Origin of the sequence: Paenarthrobacter sp. NEAU-H11 (assembly GCF_050573415.1) — a bacterium.
Classification (GTDB): domain Bacteria; phylum Actinomycetota; class Actinomycetes; order Actinomycetales; family Micrococcaceae; genus Arthrobacter.
The window spans coordinates 22,230-41,019 of the sequence record NZ_JBNZGA010000013.1 but is presented as its reverse complement, the minus strand read 5'-3'; the positions used below and the strand labels follow the sequence as shown (position 1 = coordinate 41,019).

Here is an 18,790-nt window from a genome sequence, read left to right as displayed (position 1 = left end):
TATCAGAGGAAAGGATCAGTCTCGGAGGAGCTACGCGCACGGGTCTTCTTTGACATCTCGAAAGCAAAATCCTCCACCCAGCGTTCTACGGGATGATTCAGAACAGAACAGCAGCTCATGCTTTTCGCGCCGGCAGCCTCCTTCAGCATCTCTTCAGAGAAATCGGGCAGAACCAAGTGGCCTTGAAAGCTCTCCAGATATATGTGTCCGAGCTCGTGATAGATGCAATGAAGCTTGTACTGCGTCGAGTTTTGCGGCGGGACATAGATCTTGAAGTGATCTTCAAAGTCCAATTTGAAGGCTGTCAGAGTTCCCCAAGACCCCTCCTGCTCGATCAGCTTGATCGGCTTTTCGCAGATGACGGCCAGACGTTCCAGGACCTCCGCCATTGACGTCGTTCCGTCTCCGCATAACTCCCGGACCTTTTCTGCGACCGGTGGGAGGCCCATTCAGTCCTCCTCTTCGCCGTTCATCGACGCATCGATGATCCTGGTAATCGTCCGTAGCATTTCAGGCGAGGTGGCCCCCAGGTTTCTCGCCGCAAAGTTCTTCACCTTGAGCTTGCGCATCTGCACAAGGAACTCCATGCGCGCTTCCACCTCAGGGGGAGTCTCGCTGTTGAGATCACACAGATAACTGGCAGGTACGGCAAAAACGTACTCTGCTATGCCCTTTAGCAGTTCCTGATCGGTCACCAGGCTGCCGGTGCCGTTGATCAAGTATGACCAGCGAGTCCGAGACAGGTGGATTCCGTGGGCCGAAAGTGCTTCTTCCACATGAGGGTACGTGAGCACAGTGTTGTGATCGGACTCCCAGATATCCACCAGGATGCCCATGCGATCCGCCAGGCGCTCTTTCTTCTGCTGTTGCGTGAGAAACACGCTGCGGCCCCCATTTGCCATCTATAAAGCTCCTTAGCCAAGCTCAGCCTCTTGTATAGACCGCCACACAGAGCAGGCGGGCAGCTAAAAGAATGCTACCTGACGGCTACCAGAGGGTACAGGAAGTGAGTTGTGCATGTGCGGAGCATGTATGTAGTCTGTCGTTTGCTTGGGCTGTTGAAGGAACAATTAGGCAACCTCACTGTGGCAGTCGTTGACGTCGTAGAGCCGCAGAAAGGGCATGGGAGGGGGTGCGGGCACCTTTGGCGGGCGGGCTGAACAGATCTGCCGCCTGCGGCAGGCCGGGCGCAGCACACTACTCCCCCAAGCTTCTGCTAAAAGTTGGCACCAAGGGTGGCTCGAGCAGCAAACCCACCGGGCTGCCCGTCACAGGAGAGAACGAAGTTGGTGTGCTGAACACGTTGAGAGGACTGAAGGGCTTGGGCCGGCACGTAACCGATCGTCAACCTTGGGCCAGACCAGTCATTGGCCCACCCCTAACTGCTGAGCGGTTGCTGTTGGGAAACTAGTCCCCGTACCGAGGCGAAGATCGAGCTCAAAGTCACAAACGCGACACGCTACCGTTTTCTGAAAACAAATCCCCGCCCCTTCAATTGGCCGGTGATAGCTTCAGAGCAGTCGCAATGACAACCCAGTCAGTTTGAGCGGCAGGCAATACAACGATGAAGCTGTAACCGCTCTAGCGGGTACAAAATTCAAAGGACACAGCACATGACGGCAGTAGCAGTAAATCGAGGCGGCGGGCGCCCCAGTAAAGGCCTGCGTAAGTTCATTGGTTTCCGCACACAGGAACACACCGCTGACGGGATTGCCAAGGTGGCCGCCCACAAGGGTCTGACCGTCACTGAATACGTTCTGTCCGTTGTAGAGCCGAAGCTGCAAGAGGATCTGGCCGCACTCGACCAGGATGACTACCAGCAGGAGCTGCCCATCCGCATCGCCTCATAACAAAAGAGAAGGCCCGCACTGGGCGGGCCTTCGAAGCTTGAGACTTACCCTCTGGATTGCTTGCCGGCGGATCAGATTGTAAGTCGTGGAGAGCCTAAACAGGCCATCCTTTGTGTTGCTATGAAACCGATCTGGCAGGATCGGCCCTTTTTCGTACCTCAATCCCCGAAAGGATTACCCACATCGTACATCAGCACGTCTCCGTGCTGCCAGCACGCCCCGCTGTTGGCGTGTCAACGCAGCCAGACGACCCTGCAACCGTTTGGGCAGCTCTAGCTCCCTTGCTAGCCGGCCAGCCCCGAATGCGCCTCTCTCGTGATGCAGGTAAAACGTACCCGCAGAAGCACGAACGGAACCTGACCGAAGCACTCCCCTCGCTGCCCGCGGCCGTGAAAATTTTCGGTAAGGACGGAACCTGCGCGGCAATCTTTCTCGACTTTGACTCCTCAGTGGCCGGACTCGATTGGGTACAGGCCGACGTCCGAGCGGTCCAGTCCTGGCTGCACTCGGTTGGGGCCCGCTGGATTGAGGACTACTCCCCCAACGGCGGTCGCCACGTCTACATCCCCCTCGCACGGCGGGTCACCTTTTCAGAAGCACGTGACCTCGTCGAGGCGCTGGGCACCCGTTACCGGACCCTGGATAAGACCCCGCACCAGAACCTGCTTCATGGATGCATGCGAACTCCCGGGTCGCCGCACAAACGCGGCGGGCACCAGGAACTGGCAATGAGCCTGTCGATGGCCTACGACATCGCCCGCCGTCCCAACAGGCCCGCGGTCTGGGATGCCATGACCAAGGACCTGGCTGCAGAGATCAAGGCGGTTCGGGCGCTGCGCCAGGAAGAAACCTTTACGCCTACCACCTCGGACGCACCCATAATCGACCAGCCGGTTGGGCGCATGTCCCGCGCGATGCAGGTGCTGGCCCAGACCGGGATGTACGACACCAATCGCTACGCCTCTGACTCCGAGGCCCGCCAGGCGGTCATCCTCAGTGCCGCGGCTGCCGGCTTGAAGCTGCTGGATGTGGAACGTCGGATTCTGCAGGGAACCTGGCCCGGACTTGCCTCTTTCTACGCCCGCTACGCAGCCCGCCACCGCCTCCCGTCACTGCGCCGGGACTGGTCGAACGCCCTCAGCTACCTCAGTAGAAATCAGGCAAAAGGAACCGAGAAAAACAATGTCCGCAGATCCCCCACAAGCCAGCCAATTACACAGGCGGCAGGGATAAAGGGATCTCCTTCCATTTCAAATCCCGATGCAGAGCATCGGTACATCCGTACGTGGCGCAGTGCGCTCAGGATCCGGGAGGTGAACTACCAGCAAATCAGGACCGGGATGGGGCGACGAATGGTGCTCAGGGCACTGGGCGAGGCAGCCCACATGACTGGGTCGCGCTTTGTTGAATTCGGGGTCCGTTCCATTGCCGTGGCTACAGGTCTTGATCACACCACTGTTGGGCTGCATCTGAGGCAGCTGCGTGAGGAGAAGGACCCCCTAATCACCCTCGTTGAAGAAGCCAGGGGAACTAAAGGCGATCTCTACATGCTGACCGTTCCCGAAGAGCTGAGAAGTGTTGCCGAGGATGCTACTTGGCAGAAAGGGAAAATCCACGCGTTGCGGCCTGTTTTCCGGGAACTGGGTCTACCGGCCGCGTTCGTTTACGAAGCGCTGGAGCACTCTCCCGGGATGCCCATCGCCGAGATTGTGCGGGTGGCCAGACTTTCCAGATCCGCAGTGCACGAAGCCTTGGAGGTCCTCGCTGCATGGAACCTGGCTGTCCGCAGTCCTAGTCGGGCCTGGTCAGTTGTGGCCGGGACATCACTGAAACAGCTGGCCGAACAATTCGGGGTCCTCGAAGCGGTGGCAGCCCAGTTACAGCGCTACCGCAACGACCGGATCATTTGGCGGGAATGGCTCGCCAAAAACGTCAATACCGTGCCGGAGCTGCTCTCCCCCGACGAAGACTATCCCTGGGAAATGTTCGAGGGGCCACCCGATGAATGGCTGCTGTCCGACATGGCTTTCAACAGAACAGGATGAGGGTCAGCGCCAAAGGCGTGTCAGTTGTGACTTACGCCCGGACTGTACACTTTGACGGCGTTGATGGGCCGGTCGCCGCCTCCACTCCCCCGGTGTAGCTTTCACAGCCTCGTTTTCTTGCCATAAGTCATGCCATAAGCACTACTGGAAGACTAGCCATGCTTGTCCAAGGAGCTCCTGGATCACTCTCCCGCAGTCGATCCCGCGTGAATATGAAGCTTGAGGACGGCCGAGACGAGCGCGCTGCGTGACGGTGCGTCGAACTCGGCGACCTTCTCATCCAGCCAAGCGACCTGAAGCCCGTCGAGGCGCAGCTGGATCTGAATGCCGGCTTCGCCCCGTTTTCGCGGTGCACGGCGGGGCATGCCGGAGCTGGTCAGCGTGGTTTCGGGAGTGAACTCATTGGCGATCTGATTGTCGTCGACGGCTTCGAAAGCATCAATTAGCAGATCTGCGTAGGTGGTTCGTTCTTGGTAGACGGCATCCTTCACTCGGGCCAGGAGCGCCGGCGGCAGGTAAACCCCGACGTTGCGCAGCGCCCCGGGAACCAGTTCGGAGGCTTTGGTTGCGTTAGCTGCCTTCTTGGCACCAGGTTGATGCCGCGTGGTGGCCTTTGGGGCCTTGACGACTGTAGGCGCGCGCTCCTCCTGGGCCGCCTCAAGGGGTGCTTCTTCAACAGGTGCCTGCTCAGCTGGCCACTTATCCGCCTGCGGTTGCTCAATAGGTACCGGTGCGGGTTCCGGTGCTGCTGCTGGCTGCACCGGGATAAGTTCAGGGGCCGTTGTCTCCATGGACTCTCCGGTTTTGTGTTCCGGTGCAGGAGCGCCCCTCCCCCGCTTCGGAGCCAGCAACCCTTGGAGTGCTGCACCACGGGCAGGCGCTACAGGTGCGAATGCCCCCGCAAGGCTCTGTCGGCCGCTCATTCTTCGTTCCCACTTTCGATCTCGTTTAGTCGGGCGAGGATCTCGCCGGTCAGCTGCTCGTACTCTTCAGCGAGTCCCCCGGCATTTCGCGAGAAGAAGCCATCCGTCGGCTTCTCCCCCGCCCGGAGCGCCTTCAGGCGGTTCTTCTGAGCGTCGGTAACGGCACCTTCAAGTTCGTGGAAGAGCAGGCCCTTTCGGCGGGCGTCGGCGCTTGCGCTCTCGAGATTCCGGATGCGGGTCGCGAAGACCGGGGCAACGGTGCCGAGCATTTCTTCCAACGTGTCTCGGACGCTGCGTTCGAGACGCATGGAGCGCGGTCCTACACCGAACAAGACGATGCCTGCCAACTGCAGGGACGGGTTCCGGTCACGTACAGCCATGAAGCGGCGTGCAATGCGTTCGACACCGTCGATGCTTGCATCATCGGACCGGGTAGGAATGACGACTGCACTGGAGATCGCGAAGGCACCTTCTACGAGGATCCGCTCCCCCGGCGGCGTGTCGATCAGGATCAAGTCGTACTCGTCTGCCAACGGGGCCAAGACTGCGTAGAGCATGTCGCCGAAGTCGCCGGCGCCGGAGCGGCTGGAGCGGGACACCATCAGGCCCTGGATGTCTTCAAGGTCCTGGCCGCCCGGGATTACGTCAAGGTTTTCCCGAACGTCGCGCAGGATCATCGGCGGCGTGCCGGCGATCAGGGCCTGAAAGAATTCCCTCCCTGTCTGCCGTTCGTACCCGAGGTCACGGGCCAGATCGCCCTGCGGGTCAAGGTCGATCAGCAGCACACGCGAGCCGGCCAGCGCCACGTAACCGCCAACGTTGGCTGCAGTGGTCGTCTTACCGACTCCACCTTTGCCGTTCGCCAGAGATACGACACGGTCAAGGGCCCGAGTTGCTTGAGGTTTCGGGGGTACGGGGGTTTCCAGCGATCGTGCCATCGGCCGACGACTCTCCTACTTGATCGGGTGCATGTTGTCCTACCTTCAACGCTATGTGGGTTCCGCTAGGAATGTTGGCAGTGACACGCGCAAGAGTAATAACGTTCCGTAGAGCAGGGCTATACGCGGTGCATCACGCTATTGATATGGCAGGAGTCGTCGTCTGCATACCTACGTGTCATCGAGCCTGTTGCTGCATTGGACAGCTCAATGTGGTTCCACACCGTGCTTCGTATTGTGCTGACCGTAGAAGTATCGATTGCTCGACCTGTAACGGGTCACGTTTACTGTCACGCATGCCCTCCTGCCTGTCTTCCCTCGTTGGCTCAAGCTTTGCGACCTGTGGGGTCTCCCATTGTCTTGTACAGCGTTGCGTCAGACGGGTCCAATGGCCTTAGTTCGAAGCCTTATTCCAGCGAGTCCTTCAACTGGTCGTCCAACAGGAGATATGGCATGCCTTATGGCATGAAGCGATGTTGACCCCGGAGTGGACTGCATACCTGTAGCGCAGCAAGGACCATGGTTGCGCCTACGGCCTGCAACCAATGTTAACCGAGCCCCTGCGCAGGAGCCCGCAGTCGCCGCCCGGGGGGAAATTAACACAGTCGCGCTATTAGCCGATGGCCGGAATTCTGCTGGCCGCCAGGGGAGAGGGCGGTGATCCAGTACTCCCTACGCGACTTCCCTAGCTCATCAAAGGCCCACTTTCCCTTTGTTGAGAATGGCTCAGTTGAGACACATTGTTGAGACGACGTAAGATCCGCTGGAACCGTTGGAAGGCTGGCCCCGAAAAATAGTCGACGACCTAGCCCTGGCAAAAATACTGGCAGCCGTCGCGGGGAATACAACCTCGTCCTACTTGATTGCCCGCCGGCAACGAGCCGCTGCAGGCAGCGGCCGTCGCTGCCGCACGGTATGCACTGGTGCCGCTAAAGACTGACATGTCTAGCCGTAAAGGTGTTGCTGCGGTGGAAGCGCGCATGGACGGCGTGGTGGGAATCAACCCACAACTGGATCTCCTGGGTGTTGTCTTGGTGGGAACCGGAACCCACTCAAAGCAGGTCCACAAGGTCACCCGCGATCACCTCATTGCCGACTTGGGTACCGACGAAGTTCTGTTCTCGATGACCATCCGTCACGCAGAGGCGACTGCCCGGGCCTGCAGGGAAAGGGGGGCTGCTGGCGCACGAACTAGACCGGGAGCTCAGCAAGGCTCCCGAATGGTGGGAGGTTCTTCGCGGAGAAGCCAAAGCCACGAATGCAAGACCAAAATCTGCTTCCAGCGTCGCTGAAGCCCTGCATGCCGTCGCCATGGAAGTAGCGCGGCGCGTCGCCGCTACGGAATCCCAGGAGGTTACCGCATGAGCACCGTCCAAAACTCCAGCCGGCTCGCACTCGGGCTCCCACCGCGCCCCCCAGCGCTGCCCCCACGACCGATGCGCCTCTAGCGCGGATGCTGCCGGGTCGCCGCAACGAGGCGGCCGCTAAGAAGGAAGAACTCAAGGACGCCGAGACGGCGGCCATGACTGTAAACATCCCCACCGCCATTCGCAACCGTGCCAAGGCCGCGTACAAGGCGGCAAGCTACGTCGCGGGGGATAACATGTGGGCCCATTTCGTTGTTAAAGCCATCGAAGCGGAAACCCTACGGCGCAAAGCGGAACACAACCAAGGCGAAATGTACCCGGCTTGGGGCGAGAAGCTGCCCGGCGGAAGGCGGCTGAAGGACAGCTAAAGGCACCCATTCTTCGAAGCGCGGCATCTCCTCGACTACCGAAGGCGCAGTTCGAGCTTTCGGGAGAGGTCGGGGTGATCGAAGTAGACCGCCTCGTCGCCTTTTTCGAGCGTAAACAATGGATCCAAGTCCTTGTGTGCTTCTTCCGCGAGGTCCGCTAACGACACCTCAGGTTGGTGGTTGAGACGGAACAACGCGTAGTGAACCGCACAGATAGATCCCGCAATGGGCGTTTACTCCGAAAGATGCCATCTTCGCCGCGGACTAATGGTCCACGAGAAACGGCGCCGGCCTTGTCTGCCCAGAAGAAGGCGGCGGCTTATGCCCACTGCACGGAAGGTACTACGCGGTCCTACCTCGTTATGTTAAACACTGTTGCACTCGCTAGGAGCATGAGCTATCGTGTCCTATACGAAGCTAAACAATGCTACGGCCCCTACTAGAACCATGAAGGACGGACTATAATGAGCGAGTACACCGCGGATGACCTCAGTCGAGCACTTGCCGCGGCTGCCGAAGCGTTTCTCACTACGATTCGCGGCGACGAGGAAGCGGACTTCAACTCGGCGCTCCGGTCCGAGGACGTTACATGGGCACCCGCGGCAGCCGAGCCGATCTTGTTCGACCCTCTGACCGACCCGCTTCCGATGAAGGCCACACCCGACCGAGAGGCGGACCAGAAGTTCCAGGACATGTGCTCGCTGGTTTATATCGGCAGCATTGGCCGGTACTACGCCGAAACGGGCGAGGGCGCCGGCGCCGAAGAAATCCGCCGATTCGCCCTAAAGGCTGGATACAGGAACGGTCGTGCCGTGAACGGTTGGAGTTCACGACCCGGTAGCATCCGTGCGGTGGAAGTGATAGGTGGCAAGCGATATATCAATCAGACCGCCGCGAACTGGCTTCCCAAGCTAGAACGCGCCCTGGGCATCAAGATCAAGGGTGACACCCGGTGGGTCGAGGTCGATGATGGAGGCAACGTGTCCCTTTCGTAGTTCCCGACCGCGTGCAGCCCGTGGCTTCTGACACGTGACCTCTCGTTGACCTTAAGGGGAGAGCCCACGCAGCGGTCCCAGCCGAGCGCCGGACTGGGGCCGATGCTTCTGGTGTCCCGCTGGGAGGGTCCCACTTCTAAGGAAGTGGGACACTCATGGGGAAGATGCGGCACCACTTACTTGTCTCGCCACTTAGGATGACCATCAGTATCGAAGTCCGGAGTTGCGGTACGTAGTTGTAAGAATCGCAGGGGTATTGGAATCGGCCTCCGCCTAGAGACTGTAGCTAGATCAGTGAGACGCCTCGTATCCGAAGCGATGCAAGACAGCCCACGGACTCAGTGGGCGGGCTGTGCAGCGGCTTTGGACATTCCGGGCAGCCGACTTCGAAAACTGACAAGACTGCACTGTTGGGAGCGGCCACCAGGGTGTCCCAGTTCCAAGGAACTGGGACACCCTTCTAGTACTTCACGAGCCACAGCTATCGCGACAGACTTGGTAGCCCTTTGAGTAAGGCTAGTTCCGCTGCAGGGGTTCTTGCATCGAGGGTCCCCTGGGTGAAGTCGTAGACAAACAGGGCCATCTTCACTTGTTCACCGAATTCAATAGATGCAGATGAGTAACCAGACAAGGAAAAGAAGAGCGCCGTCTTCCCTTCAGCGGTGGCCACACCGAAGATCTGCCGCACCAAGGCGGGCCCGACTGGGGCGGCGTGGTGCTTGACTTCAGCCACGAAGCGGCCTGAAACTACGTCCGCCCCACCGTCGCGGGTTGCTGGAGATACCTGACAGCCGGATTCACCTAAGAACAGCATCCAATCCCTTGCCAAGAATTCCGCCTGTCGATCATTGCATGATGCCATGGCTGAAGGTTGCGGCCCACAAGGGGTCCACGCTAACTCGCGACGCGGCCTGTCGGGTACATGGCTGGCCGGAACCGTGGCCACAGGCCTGCCGAATTCGTACCAGGCTTCATTGATCTCTGAACCAAGTCGGCGCGCCAGTTCGGACCGGAGCTCGTCACGATGCTCGTGGTGCGGATCATACCTTGTCCAATACTGTTCCTTTGCCCTGTAGTAGCGTTTCTCCCGCGTGGACGAGATGAACCACAGCGCCACATAGCAAATCCAAAAGGTGATTACGGCAGCAAGGATTCCCTGATATTTCGCCCCTGCTCCCGCCAACCCTGCAATGGCCACGACGGATGGAACGACACTGCATATCCCTACTAGGGCCATGAAGTTCTGGGGGAAGCTAGGTCTCCGCGGCGGCGCTGGGAGCCGACCAGGAGGTGGAAAGATTTGCTCGGCTCTCCAACGAGCCCATTCGTCCATGTAGGGATCGTCTCGATCCGGGTGGATTCCTTTGCGGACAAAATCGTTCGCCAGCTCTTTGAGTTCCTCGTCCAGACGGGAGTAATCGATCTTCAGTCCGTCCAGCCTGTAGCCCCACATAATTCCTCCACCTGGTGTCAGGCTGACGCCTTGGCTGTATTAAGCGCAAGCCTATAGCGAGTTTCGACCAAAATTCAGGCTCTAGGTAGTGGCGCGGAGGCGCGAGCGGCTCAGGGGGAAACGTCAATGCGGCATTAGACAGATTGCCGCTCTGCTGCCAGCCGTAGAGTGACTTTGGTGGCTGATTAACGGTAGCGGCGCCGACAGTTGCTACGTCGGTGAGTCCGCTCCATTTTCATGTCTGCTGCTCATGCGATCCTGTGTGAATGACTGTGGTGAACTGGGAACGTGAATCGGGCGATCGTGTGGAGGAATTCGCGGCGGCGCTGATCCTTTTGGATAATCCACAGGGCAACCGCATCACGCCTTCAAGAGGTGATGGCGGAATCGACCTTCAGGTCCAATCGAACGGTCGGTGGGACATCTACCAAGTCAAGAAGTTTGCCCACACTTTGACTGGTTCCCACAAGAACCAGATCAAGGAATCGTGGGAGAGGTTTGTTGCAGAGACACTACCTCTAAAGAACGTTCGGTCATGGACGCTGGTCATGCCCTGGGACCCCACCCGTGAACAAATGGGTTGGCTTGAGGAGCTGACCAGCGGCTACACGTTTGAAGTCCGCTGGTGGGGGCGAGCCCATTTGGACGGCCTTGCAGCCGGTCGACCAGCCGTCGTTGACTACTTTTTCGGAGACGGCGGCCGGCGCATAACCGCGCTGATGGAGCAGATGCTGGCTTTGGGAGGCGGCATTCCAGATGGCCGACGAGCTGGCGGCCTGCTTGAGCGCATCGTTGAACGTCAGCAACAAATTGTCCAGGCTCTTTCCCACGTTGACCCTTTCTATAAGTACGTGGTGGAAATCCGTGCGGGCAACGTGAACGACGTGAGAGAAAGCCAGATGCAGGCGGACGCCCGAGGCGCGTCCCTCGTCCAATACGTTCAGATCAATGAAGAGCAGTACGCGGGGATACGCGTCCTGCCTTTATCGGCAGAGTCTTCGTGGCTCCGGCCGATAGGCGGGACATTTGTTTTCACCCCACCTCCCGGTAGCGACCAAGCTGCGGCGCTTGCTGACTTTTTGGCCTACGGGACGGGATTTACCGCAATGCCTGGTGAGCTAACCGATGTAAAAGGGCCGCCTGGACTGATAGAACCCGGTGGCGGCCTATTCTCGGTCATTCCGGTCTTTGATGAGAGCAGTGTGCCTCCCCTCGAACTCCAAGTGAGCGCTCCTGGTGAGGGCGTGATCCTGCGCCTACCACTGACAAACGTCAAGGCTATGGGCGCGCCACGCGGAGATGGCTTCTCACTGACAGCAGAGGATGTCAGCGGAACACTAAGCTTCGGCTTCAAGGGAAGAACCCACGAGGGAACTGGCCAAGAGACATTCAATTTCCGCGCCCATTCTTCTGTGGGAAAGTACCCCCATGACGTCCTGCCGGCCATTACCTTCCTTGCACAGATGGACGGGAAGAACGAGGTTAGTCTTGCTGTGCGCGGTGGTCGACCACTCCTTAAGCCTTTGGTAGGCAAAAACGACTCACGGAACCGGGCCTTGGCATTTGTTAGCTTTTTAGAGGACTTGATCCTGATCCAACAACACACCCACGACGCACTGAAGATCCCCGACCTTGAGGCGTGCTCGCAAAAGGAACGTGATCTTATCGGGGCCACAGCCAAGATGCTGCGAGGTGAAAAGGTGGAGGGCCGCTGGAACACGTTTACGACAGACGGGATAGATGTGAACCATCCGATGTTTAGCAACGGTGAACCCATAACTATCGTTACGCAAGAACCCATGTCCCTGACTTTGGAAGGTGTCCGGACGGAGCTGGATGCATGGATGCGCGTCTGCTCCTCAGGTCTCCCGGAGAGTCGTTCATTGGATGCCGGCGGACTTCTGACCGTCAGCGTGGCTGACGGCAAGCTCACCTCAGAGATGATCGAACCGCCTATCGACACCCTTGATTAGGGCCTAACAAAAGGCGGGTCAGGGCAGAATGGCCTCATGTGCGGCAGATACGTGATGTCCAGGCAACGGGGGCTTTTGCCTGCAATTTGCAGCGGTAGACGGCTCTCCTTCGCAATGGAACGCGGGCAGGTACGAGTTGACGCGGTCGCTGTGCGAGCCCAGTCCCTCAAAAGCAGCCCTGATTGTCTAGAAAAGACTTTTGAAGGGAGCCTGGACCGCGAGCCCTCTAAAGGACCAAACCTCTAGCGGTGTTCGAAGCTGCCCGAAAGCACACCCGGACCAAACTCTCTATGGTTCAGGCGGGGGCGCGGCGCGGCCATATCTTTCGTGGACTGTCTTCACCTGACGAATCCAGAACTCGTCCTTGTCCATGCCGTCTTTGAACAGGTCGACCTCACGAGCCTTCGCATAAAAGCCGCTGCCCGCATCGTTCGCGTTCAGGTAGATCACTAGGGACGAGATCATCAGTGAGGGGTTCAACTTGCGATCCTCATCGACAATCCTGCCCAGCAAATATCCCAACGCCGCCCGCTCTTCTACTTGGTTGAAGTCAAAGCCTCTGAGACCAGTACGGCGCCGCAGGACCGCGTCGAGCTCAGTGTAAGTGGTGTACCTGTGCCTTCGCGCCACGTCAATCAGGAAATCGTGACCCACCCTGACCAGTTCGTCCCAGTCCTCATCAGACCGTCCGTACATTTCTGTTGCCCCCATCCCCGCTGGTCCAAGAGTAACGCGGACGCCCGAACATTTAGAGATATACAGGGCGATGAAATCTCCTTCGGATGCAACTCTGGACGCAAGCGGCGGAGAGTAAGGGCGATGTATAAATGATCAGCCAGACCAGAAGTATCGACCTCGACTTCAAAAAGAACCAGCAGGGCGACATGGCCGCGGGGGAGTGGCCCACTGGGCTGTAGCACTTCCAATCTAGCGGGACAGGCATGGCACTGCGCGTTGTAGGCAAGTGAAGGTCCCTGTCGCGTTCAGACACGGGCCTTAACGGCATCCTGTGACTGCGTTAGCGCCTTGTCGGCCTGCTTGATCAATTGATTCAGGTCCGCGCTGTCGTACGTGGTCAGGAGTCTCTGAACATCAATCGTCAAGACCGTGATTTGTGCGGAAGCGATCTCGAAGAAGTCTTGGTAAAGTTGCCGATTGCTTTGGCTTAGTGATTCCCAGGTCAGGAGTCCCGACCCGACTTGAGTCCTGATTTGATTGTTCCACCGGTCGAGTGCATGGCCGGCATGTACCGCTATGTAGTCGAGGGTCTCGGTTGCTCGCGGGAGTATGTTCTGGAGCGCTATGAAGCCAGGGGTGGTGGCCTCGAATTCGGCTTCTGCCCGCTCGAGCTTTGCGTCCAGTTCCTGCTGTCGTTTGCGGTTGCGCTTGGCGATCTCGATGAATCCAATGGCGGCCAAGGGTGCAGCAGCGATAATGGGCAGCACCATGGCTCCGCCGGCACCCGCGGCTGCCAGTCCGGCGACTCGCCTCAGCAAAGCAAGTTGGAGGTCGCTTGCTTCCTTGCCGGTGCTGGACGCAGGCGGCAGCGGGACGCTTTCTTTTGTGGCGTCGAACTGGCTGGACACATCGCCCGCGGCATCGTCGTGGAACGGTCCCGGGTCGGGCTGTCGTGCGCCTTCGATGCGCTCCGCGATCTCAATGAATTTCTGCAAGAACTCATCGCGGGCCCGGTCCCGAGCCTCGTTGTACCCATCGCTGAGGCTGATGAGGTCATTCTTCCGCCGATCGACTTCCCGCTCAATCCGCCTATAACGTTCCTTGGCCCCTTCCGCGCCTCGGGACTCGGTAGCAGTAGCCGTCTCGGAGTTGATGGCGGTCTGCCGGAAGGCTCGCGCTTCCAATTCCTCCGGAGTGAGCCCGAGCGCCTCCGCAAGACCGTGGAGTCGTTCGGCGCCCGGCTTCAGCTGTCCATTTTCAAGCCGGGAGATGGAGACGCCGGCGCCGCTGCGGTATCCGGCTTTCGTCCCGAGCTCATCCTGGGTCAGCTTCTTCGCAGTACGAAGTTCCCGTACCACCTGCCCGAGAGCCTCCATACGGTTTTGCGTCATGACTAGACCTTATCGCACTAAATTAGTTTAGACCTAGTTGACACCAGAAATTTAGCTAGCTAAGTTAAGCTAAATCGGCGCAAACAGCCCGAGGTTTGTTCGTTCAATCAAGCTAGAGAAGGGCTCTCCAATGGCTCGCATTTACCCCACCCAGCAGACCTCCAACCGCGCCGACTTCTTTCGCCGCCTTTACAAGCTCTCTGAGAAAGACACCGTCCGGAACGCCGGAAGGGAGGCCAGTCGCGACGCAAGGAAGCTGACTAAGTCCGTCAGCAAACTGATCGACGCTGTCCGCAGCGCCTGGCCACCCGCCTGAGCCCGGATGGAACACTTCGGCCACTCCAGAGCAACACGGGCGAAGAAACGACTCAACCCTCGTTCGTGTCGACCTCGGCAATAGGTAAGTCGCCGGCGCGGAGGAAGAAGCCCAGCGCCGAACTTGGTTGTAGACCACCAGGGGGCGGTTTCACCGTTGGACTTCATACGGCTGATGGTTCCTTCAGTGCCCGCGCACTGAGGCACTGCATCACAGATGTCGCCGGGTCATGAGGGGCGTGGCTGGTTCCCTTTGTACCCGTAGAGTGATCGCAACAAGTACGACAAGTGGGGTTCTAAGTGGCGAATAATTGGCTTCAGGAATACGTGTCTGCGTTCGGCGCCGACTGCAAGAACAAGCTGCAAGGCAATGTGGGCCAAGCTGAAGCTTCCATAAGAAAGCCTCTGGATGTACTAATAACGTCAATCGGCACGGAGTTGGGCTTGTCGGTCGTTGCCTTTGACGAAGCCGCTGATCTCGAACGCAACGTGCGCCCTGACTACGCCGTTCAAGTTAACGGTGCCGTGACCGGTTACGTGGAAGTCAAGGCGCCAGGTGAGAACCTTGAACCCGCCGCTTTCAGAGGACATAACCTCACGCAATGGAACCGGCTGAAAGACCTGCCAAACCTGCTCTATACAAATGGCATTGAATGGCGCCTTTGGCGGGCGGGGGAACCCCTAGGTGAACCCGTCCACCTGATAGGAGGAACACTCACAACTGCCGGGGCGAAGCTTTCACCGGGCGAGCGGTTTGAAGGACTCCTGACAGACTTTCTCCGTTGGAAACCCACAGAAATATCATCGGTAAAGAAGCTCGTCACAACAATCGCCCCCCTCACCCGGCTACTGCGTGGAGAAGTTTTGGACACCCTTGCCGCTGAGAGGCGCGCCCTCAGTAGTCCCGGGGGAAAGCTATCGGAGCAAGTCTTTCTGGGCATGGCCAAGGAATGGAAGCATCTCCTTTTTCCAGGAGCAACCGATGCCGAGTTCGCCGATGGTTACGCCCAAACAGTGACATTCGCCCTGCTGCTGGCCAAGTCCGAGGGAATCGACCTCGATGAAAAAGGTCTTCATGACAGCGCAAATGACCTCGGGGAGTCCCACGGACTGATGGCCAAAGCCCTCCAGCTCCTGACGGATTCTGTATCCAAGAAATTCCGGATCACCCTCGATCTGATGATTCGCACCATAAACGCGGTGAACTGGAAGCACATACATTCCGGGCTCAGCGACATGTACCTTCATCTCTACGAGCATTTCCTGGCCGTCTACGACAACGAGCTGAGAAAGCAATCGGGCAGCTACTACACGCCTGCTCCAGTGGTTGAGGAAATGACTCGCTTGACCGAGGAAGTATTGGCCGACAGGTTGGGCAAGTCGCTCCGCCTGCGGGACCCCGACGTCCGAGTGATCGACCCCGCAATGGGAACAGGAACGTTCCCCGTGCACATCATGGAACGTGCAGCTTCACAAGCCGCACTTGAAATAGGTCCGGGTGCAGCAACCGAAGCCATCAATTCAATCGCTCGGCGGCTCTACGGGTTCGAACTCCAGACCGGGCCCTACTCAGTGGCTGAGCTTCGCCTGTCCGACCTCATTCGCGCCCACGACGCCAAAGTTCCAGGCAACGGTCTGAACCTCTTTGTAGCCGATACCCTGGAAGATCCCCACGTTGCAGTCGGGCAGATGTCATACATGACTCAGCTCATCGCGCAACAACGCCAACGAGCCAACCACATCAAATCAACAACCAATGTCACCGTGTGCATCGGCAACCCGCCCTACAAAAACAACGCCGAAGGCAAAGGCGGCTGGATTGAGAACGGCCCCTTTGGCAGCGAAGGTGAAGGCATCCTGGCCGACTTCCGCAAGGAGGGAAACGGTGCTCTCGAATATCACCTCAAGAATCTCTACGTGTACTTCTGGCGCTGGGCATTCTGGAAGGTCTTCGAGTCGACTCCACCTCCGGGGGCTCTTTACGGCGATGCCGGCATCATCTGTTTCATCACGCCCTCCAGCTTCATGTCCGGACCCGCATTCAAGGGAATGCGGGAGTACATCAGACGGAACTGCTCAGAGGGTTGGGTTATTGACTGCTCGCCTGAAGGTCTGCGGCCTGAAGTGAACACTCGCATATTTCCTGGCGTCCAGCATCCCCTGGCCATTTCCATCTTCGTCCGAAAGCCTGACAACAATTCAGAGGTTCCGGCCAGTCTCCACTACACATCCCTCCATGGACGCCAGAGCCAAAAGTTCCAGCAATTGCGCGACACCGCCATAGACGGAGCAGGGTGGCGGCCAGTGCGAACCGACTGGACAGCACCTTTCACTGCCGCTGCTTCAGGAGACTGGGACGCATACCCAGCCATCCATGACCTCTTCCGTTGGCTCTCACCAGGCATTAAACCGAACCGGAACTGGGTTGTAGCGCCTAACATCGAAACCCTGAATTCCCGTTGGCTCGAACTCGTTTCGTGTGATGACCGTACGCGGAAAGAGGAACTGTTCAAAAAATCCAGAGACTCTTCCCTAGACAGGAGCAAAGTTCCTCTGTCCGGAAGCGATGTCGAGCAGCAAACTACAAAAAGGTTTGCTGACGAAATCCGACTTGAACCTACAGTCGTCAGAGTGGGGCACAGGTCATTCGACCGACAATACGTAATAGCTGATCATCGCCTAATGGACACACCTCGGCCAGACTTGTGGCGGGCGCGTATCTCCGGTCAAGTGTTTCTCTCCGAATTGCATTCCAGTTCATTGAGGTCTGGGCCAGGAGTCAGCTTCTCGGGCCTGATACCCAGCGAGCACTATTTCAGGGGTAGCGAAGGAGGCCGCATCGCGGCCATGTATCACCCGGATGGGAGCCCCAATGCCACCAAGGGTCTTCTGGAGGCCCTTTCCTCCGAGCTTGGGACGCAGGTATCGATCGAAGAACTCATGGCCTACGTCGCATGCACCGTCTCCCATAGTGCTTACACCGCGACTTTCGCGGAAGAACTTCAAACCCCCGGGGTGCGCGTACCCCTGACCAGGGACCCCGAGCTTTGGCGCCAGAGCGTCGAACTGGGCCAGGAAGTGCTCTGGCTCCACACTTATGGACAAGCCTTCGCTGCAGGGCGAGCGATAAATGTCCTGTCCGGCAGCGCACACCAAGTCAGATACCTGTCAGCCGTGAAGCAGCTCGACGATGAATACTCCTACAACCCTGCGACCCAAACATTAAGTTTCGGCGGCGGCTCGTGGGGCCCCGTCCCGCCCCAGGTAATGGAATACAACACAGGGGGCAAGAAGACCGTGAATGCCTGGTTCTCGTATCGAAAGAAGTCACCAGTCGGCAAGAAAACGTCCCCCCTCGACGGCATAACTGCCACCTATTGGGACGCAGACTGGTCTACCGAATTGGCCGAGCTCCTAACCGTATTGGCACACCTTGTGAGTTTGGAACCCCGGCAGGAAGAACTTCTCAGCCAGATCATTGCCTCAGACCACTTCACGCGCAGCGACTTGGGAGAACTGGGCGTGAAGTGGGCTGCGACCCGCAGCGACAGGGCGCCAAGCATCAGCTTGGAATCCGCAATGACTGAGGGCCACTTGTTTTAGTGACGATGACTCTTGGGAATGGTGAAGTAGCGGGGGAACTCAGCCCAGGGTCGCAGGTACCGGATTACATGACGGAAGGCGGTCCCTGTCCACGCAGTGTCAGCTGAAACTTCGACCACCAGGGGTTCCACCAGCGTCAGGGGCACAAGCTTCCTTCCTGGAAGATGTCGAGGAAAAATCTACCTCGCCGGAGGTTGGACAAAAGGTGAAAGAAACCAGCGACGACGGCCTCAAGAAGGAGTGGCCCCATCAGACTAATCACCCCGATCTTTTGGGAAGCAGCGAAGGCCGGCACCTGCGACGACAGGTGTCGACTTCGCTGCTACGTGCCAGAAGTTGCAATCTGTTTGTTTAGAACAACCCAGGTTCAGGCGGTGGCGCGTTCACTGCCTTGTGTTCCTTCAATTGGCGGGACAGTTGGCGCATTGCTGCCTTGTACGCGTCCAAAACAATCTCGTGCCCCCCGCCCTGGAAGGAATACATCAAGGCGTCGTCAAGAAGAAAAACCAATCGAATGAGGTCACTCAAAACTATCGGTTCTTCGCCCGGGTTGGGCTCCTGAGCGTGATATTTAGTGTCGATGTACGTTGACAACAGTTCTCCTTCGTCATCCCCCTGCCCTTCCGGCCCTTCGACCTCTTTCCACTTCTCCCACGCTTCGACGAGTTGGTCCGCTAGAGCTTCTACATCAGTCATGCTCGAACAATATCGCTATGGCGTGTATTCAAGCTCGCTAAGTGCAAATTTTGCAGGATGAACAGCGTTATAACAGTGAACAGCGTTATAAACGGGGAGCAAAAAGAATGCGCCTAGCCTTGTCGATATACTGCCTTTTCGCTGTCGAACTGCCGACAGGCATTCCAGGTGCGAATTGGCGAGTACTAAAACCGC

At 58.2% G+C, this 18,790-nt stretch carries 16 protein-coding genes; 7 read left to right on the top strand and 9 right to left on the bottom strand.

The genetic code is table 11. The annotated features are described in order from the left end of the window. Nucleotides 1-2: 2 nt before the first annotated feature. Both ACQ3DC_RS15815 and ACQ3DC_RS15810 read right to left on the bottom strand, forming a co-directional pair. Nucleotides 3-389, bottom strand: coding sequence for a hypothetical protein (locus ACQ3DC_RS15815; protein WP_430752690.1), 387 nt, complete (start codon nt 387-389; stop codon nt 3-5). Nucleotides 390-449: 60 nt separating this feature from the next. After that, entirely contained in the window at nt 450-902 is a 453-nt protein-coding gene (locus ACQ3DC_RS15810; RefSeq protein ID WP_108598333.1) for a hypothetical protein, read from the bottom strand. A gap of 711 nt (nt 903-1,613) precedes the next feature. On the opposite strand from ACQ3DC_RS15810, the gene ACQ3DC_RS15805 reads away from it, so the two are divergent. Together ACQ3DC_RS15805 and ACQ3DC_RS15800 are read left to right on the top strand one after the other, a co-directional pair. Beyond that, complete coding sequence (locus ACQ3DC_RS15805) at nt 1,614-1,850, top strand: hypothetical protein (RefSeq protein WP_028272859.1); 237 nt, start codon at nt 1,614-1,616, stop codon at nt 1,848-1,850. Nucleotides 1,851-2,152: 302 nt separating this feature from the next. Then, nucleotides 2,153-3,895 carry a MarR family transcriptional regulator gene (locus ACQ3DC_RS15800; protein WP_430752689.1) on the top strand — a complete coding sequence of 581 codons (1,743 nt, stop codon included), beginning with the start codon at nt 2,153-2,155 and terminating at the stop codon, nt 3,893-3,895. Nucleotides 3,896-4,077: 182 nt separating this feature from the next. Here ACQ3DC_RS15800 and ACQ3DC_RS15795 read toward each other — a convergent pair whose 3' ends face one another. Then, nucleotides 4,078-4,686 (bottom strand): hypothetical protein, encoded by a 609-nt coding sequence (locus tag ACQ3DC_RS15795; protein ID WP_430752688.1) that lies wholly within the window; start codon nt 4,684-4,686, stop codon nt 4,078-4,080. A gap of 128 nt (nt 4,687-4,814) precedes the next feature. Then, entirely contained in the window at nt 4,815-5,756 is a 942-nt protein-coding gene (locus ACQ3DC_RS15790; protein WP_430752687.1) for a ParA family protein, read from the bottom strand. A 1,453-nt stretch (nt 5,757-7,209) separates the two neighbouring features. On the opposite strand from ACQ3DC_RS15790, the gene ACQ3DC_RS15785 reads away from it, so the two are divergent. Further along, entirely contained in the window at nt 7,210-7,491 is a 282-nt protein-coding gene (locus ACQ3DC_RS15785; RefSeq protein ID WP_430752686.1) for a hypothetical protein, read from the top strand. A 35-nt stretch (nt 7,492-7,526) separates the two neighbouring features. Here ACQ3DC_RS15785 and ACQ3DC_RS15780 read toward each other — a convergent pair whose 3' ends face one another. Continuing rightward, nucleotides 7,527-7,658 carry a hypothetical protein gene (locus tag ACQ3DC_RS15780; RefSeq protein WP_430752685.1) on the bottom strand — a complete coding sequence of 44 codons (132 nt, stop codon included), beginning with the start codon at nt 7,656-7,658 and terminating at the stop codon, nt 7,527-7,529. Nucleotides 7,659-7,955: 297 nt separating this feature from the next. Here ACQ3DC_RS15780 and ACQ3DC_RS15775 point away from each other — a divergent pair, with 297 nt between their 5' ends. Further along, nucleotides 7,956-8,486, top strand: a complete 531-nt coding sequence (locus ACQ3DC_RS15775; protein ID WP_430752684.1) for a hypothetical protein — start codon at nt 7,956-7,958, stop codon at nt 8,484-8,486. A 481-nt stretch (nt 8,487-8,967) separates the two neighbouring features. Here the strand turns inward: ACQ3DC_RS15775 and ACQ3DC_RS15770 are convergent, their stop codons facing one another. Next, the gene (locus ACQ3DC_RS15770; RefSeq protein ID WP_430752683.1) at nt 8,968-9,939 is read right to left on the bottom strand and encodes a restriction endonuclease; all 972 of its coding nucleotides are present in this window, start codon (nt 9,937-9,939) and stop codon (nt 8,968-8,970) included. 266 nt (nt 9,940-10,205) lie between these two features. On the opposite strand from ACQ3DC_RS15770, the gene ACQ3DC_RS15765 reads away from it, so the two are divergent. Next, nucleotides 10,206-11,912: a hypothetical protein gene (locus ACQ3DC_RS15765; RefSeq protein WP_430752682.1), complete on the top strand. Its 1,707-nt coding sequence runs from the start codon at nt 10,206-10,208 to the stop codon at nt 11,910-11,912. A 288-nt stretch (nt 11,913-12,200) separates the two neighbouring features. Here the strand turns inward: ACQ3DC_RS15765 and ACQ3DC_RS15760 are convergent, their stop codons facing one another. Both ACQ3DC_RS15760 and ACQ3DC_RS15755 read right to left on the bottom strand, forming a co-directional pair. Next, nucleotides 12,201-12,623: a hypothetical protein gene (locus ACQ3DC_RS15760; protein ID WP_430752681.1), complete on the bottom strand. Its 423-nt coding sequence runs from the start codon at nt 12,621-12,623 to the stop codon at nt 12,201-12,203. A gap of 272 nt (nt 12,624-12,895) precedes the next feature. Then, nucleotides 12,896-13,981, bottom strand: coding sequence for a helix-turn-helix domain-containing protein (locus tag ACQ3DC_RS15755; protein ID WP_430752680.1), 1,086 nt, complete (start codon nt 13,979-13,981; stop codon nt 12,896-12,898). Nucleotides 13,982-14,111: 130 nt separating this feature from the next. Between ACQ3DC_RS15755 and ACQ3DC_RS15750 the strand changes: the two genes are divergently transcribed. Further along, nucleotides 14,112-14,297, top strand: coding sequence for a hypothetical protein (locus ACQ3DC_RS15750; protein ID WP_430752679.1), 186 nt, complete (start codon nt 14,112-14,114; stop codon nt 14,295-14,297). Between the two features lie 299 nt (nt 14,298-14,596). After that, nucleotides 14,597-17,899 carry a type ISP restriction/modification enzyme gene (locus ACQ3DC_RS15745; protein ID WP_430752678.1) on the top strand — a complete coding sequence of 1,101 codons (3,303 nt, stop codon included), beginning with the start codon at nt 14,597-14,599 and terminating at the stop codon, nt 17,897-17,899. 351 nt (nt 17,900-18,250) lie between these two features. Here ACQ3DC_RS15745 and ACQ3DC_RS15740 read toward each other — a convergent pair whose 3' ends face one another. Further along, complete coding sequence (locus tag ACQ3DC_RS15740) at nt 18,251-18,595, bottom strand: hypothetical protein (protein ID WP_430752677.1); 345 nt, start codon at nt 18,593-18,595, stop codon at nt 18,251-18,253. Nucleotides 18,596-18,790: the final 195 nt, after the last annotated feature.